Here is a 3,361-nt window from a genome sequence, read left to right as displayed (position 1 = left end):
TGACCTGTCACCACATAAGAACCATCTTCCTGTTTCTTCGGCTCATCAAAGATCACAGTGATCGGACCTTCTGGACCTTCGACCACGATCTGATCAGTATCAATCGAATCAGGATCAACATCATCTGGATAGGTCACGATGATCTGACCATCTGGCGTAATCGTCACTTGCGCTTTTGGCGGTAATGTATCCACATTGGTTGCAGGTGTTGGGACATCTTCACCAGGATTACCTACATCATCAGCATATGAGTCAGTCGGTACAGTTACAGTAATGTCAGCATCCACATTTGGTGGCACTTGACCTGTCACCACATAAGAACCATCTTCCTGTTTCTTCGGCTCATCAAAGATCACAGTGATCGGACCTTCTGGACCTTCGACCACGATCTTATCGGTATCAATCGAATCAGGATCAATATCATCAGGATAAGTCACAATGATTTGACCATCTGGCATAATTGTCACTTGCGCTTTTGGCGGTTCTGCATCGACATCAGCAGTATCTTTTTCCAAAGTACCTTTGTTACCGACTTCATCTTCATAAGAACCTGCAGGAACAGTCACCGTAATATTGGTGTCTGTACCTTCTGGTACCTTACCAACAAGCACTAATGGATTATCTTCACTTGGTGTAAATTCAACAACAATCGTTTCGCCCGTTACTGTATCTGTGACCTTAATGCGATCTTCCAAAATCGTGCTAGGAACAACATCATCATCGTATGTGATGGTGATATTGCCTTGTGGATCAATGCTAATAGTTGCTTCAGGTGCAATGGTATCAACAGGTTTCGTTTCCTCTACAGGCTGACCTGGGTTACCTGTTTCATCCTGATAAGAATTTTCTGGTACATGAACAGTCACGTTACCATCATTCCCATTTGGTACTTTCGCTGTGTAGCTACCTTCACCATTTGGCTCGAATTCAACCACGATTGGATCATTATCCGCATCAGTGACCGTAATCACAGAAAGATCAATATCCTCAGGTTTAACGTCATCTGGATAAGTCAATGTGATCACACCATCTGGCGTAATAGTCACAGTCACAGTCGGTGGAAGTGTATCCACATCGTCAGTAGCTGATGTTTCTAGACCTGGATTACCTGCCTCATCTTCATAACTTTCAGCAGGAACAATGACTGTTACTTCACCATCGACATTCAGTGGCACTTGACCTGTCACCACATAAGAACCATCTTCCTGTTTTTCAGGCTGTTCAAACGGTACGGTGATTGGGCCATTTGGACCATCTACAATAATGTCTTTTGGATTAATACTGTCAGGGTCAGTACCTTCAGGATAAGTCACAATGATTTGACCATCTTCAGTGATTTCAACCTGTGCTTTTGGTGGAATGGTATCCACGATTGCAGGTTGATCGACAGCTTGACCTGGGTTACCTGTTTGATCTTCATAAGATTCCGCAGGAACTTTTACAATGATGTCACCATCGATACCTTCTGGTACTTGTGCAGTATATGAACCATCTGGCTGTTTGCTGAATTCCACGTTTGGAATAACATTTCCTTCTGGATCAGTTACCACAATACCTGACGTATCAATGCTGTCAGGATCAGTATCATCTGGGTAAGTTAAGGTGATGGTACCATTTGGGGTCACATCAACAGTCACTACAGGCGCTTCAGTATCAACGATTTGATCGTCTTTACCTTTGTTGCCTTTGTTCCCCACTTCATCTTCATAAGAACCGGCAGGTACAGTCACAGTCACTTGACCTGTAATATCTTCAGGCACTTTACCAACTAAGGTTAAGCCATCTTCACTTGGTACAAACTCTACCACTAACGGTGTATTGTCAGGACCTTGAACCACAATGCTTGGTACTTGAATGCTTTCAGGAACCACATCATCATCATAGGTGATGGTAATGGTGCCATCTTCAGTAATCTGTACCTCAACTTGCGGTGCAATCGTATCGATTGGTGCTTTGTCTTCAGAAGTGCGGTTGTCATTACCCGTAGTATCTTGATAGCTACCTTCTGGAACAATTACCGTAATCTCTTCATCAATTGCAGTCGGTACTTTACCTGTATAAGTCTTACCATCTTCGCTTGGTATGAATTGAACCACGATGTCATTGCCATCTTTGTCTTTGACAACGATGTCTTGAGGATCAATGGTGTCTTTATCCGCATCATCACCATATTGCACTGTGATTGTACCGTTAGGTTCAATCGTGATTGTTGGTGTTGGTGCTTCAGTATCGACAGGACTTTGCTCTACAACAGGTTCACCTGCGTTACCTTGATCATCTTGGTAAGAGTTTTCAGGGACTTTAACTGTGATTTCACCATCAATACCTTCTGGTACTTTCGCGGTATATGTGCCATCCGGTTGTTTTTCAAATTCAACATTTGGAATCACATTGCCTTCAGGATCCGTGATCACGATGCCTGAGGTATCAATACTTTCAGGAACAGTGTCATCCGGATAAGTCAGGGTAATAGTACCGTCTTCGCCAATTTGAACATCTACCACTGGTGATTCTGTATCCACAGGACCTTGTTCTACAACAGGTTCACCTGCATTACCTTGATCATCTTGGTAAGAGTTTTCAGGGACTTTAACTGTGATTTCACCATCAATACCTTCTGGTACTTTCGCGGTATACGTGCCATCCGGTTGTTTTTCAAATTCAACATTTGGAATCACATTGCCTTCAGGATCTGTGATCACGATGCCTGAGGTATCAATACTTTCAGGAACAGTGTCATCCGGATAAGTCAGGGTAATGGTACCGTCTTCACCAATTTGAACATCCACCACTGGCGATTCAGTATCCACAGGACCTTGCTCTACAACAGGTTCACCTGCGTTACCTTGATCATCTTGGTAAGAGTTTTCAGGGACTTTAACCGTGATTTCACCATCAATACCTTCTGGTACTTTCGCGGTATATGTGCCATCCGGTTGTTTTTCAAATTCAACATTTGGAATCACATTGCCTTCAGGATCCGTGATCACAATGCCTGAAGTATCAATACTTTCAGGAACAGTGTCATCCGGATAAGTCAGGGTAATGGTACCGTCTTCACCAATTTGAACATCTACCACTGGCGATTCAGTATCCACTGGACCTTGTTCTACAACAGGTTCACCTGCGTTACCTTGATCATCTTGGTAATAGTTTTCAGGGACTTTAACCGTGATTTCACCATCAATACCTTCTGGTACTTTCGCGATATACGTGCCATCCGGTTGTTTTTCAAATTCAACATTTGGAATCACATTGCCTTCAGGATCTGTGATCACAATGCCTGAAGTATCAATACTTTCAGGAACAGTGTCATCCGGATAAGTCAGGGTAATGGTACCGTCTTCACCAATTTGAACAT

1 protein-coding gene is annotated in these 3,361 nt (G+C 43.1%); it reads right to left on the bottom strand.

Features of this window, described 5'->3' with window-relative positions:
- Positions 1 to 3,361 (bottom strand): hypothetical protein (locus AC1M9H_RS14275; protein WP_481613640.1); only part of this gene is annotated, 3,361 nt, incomplete at both ends.

The sequence above is a fragment of the Acinetobacter sp. ANC_7512 genome (assembly GCF_056779935.1).
The sequence above is the reverse complement of the archived record's forward strand: the minus strand, read 5'-3'. Positions and strand labels throughout refer to the sequence as shown.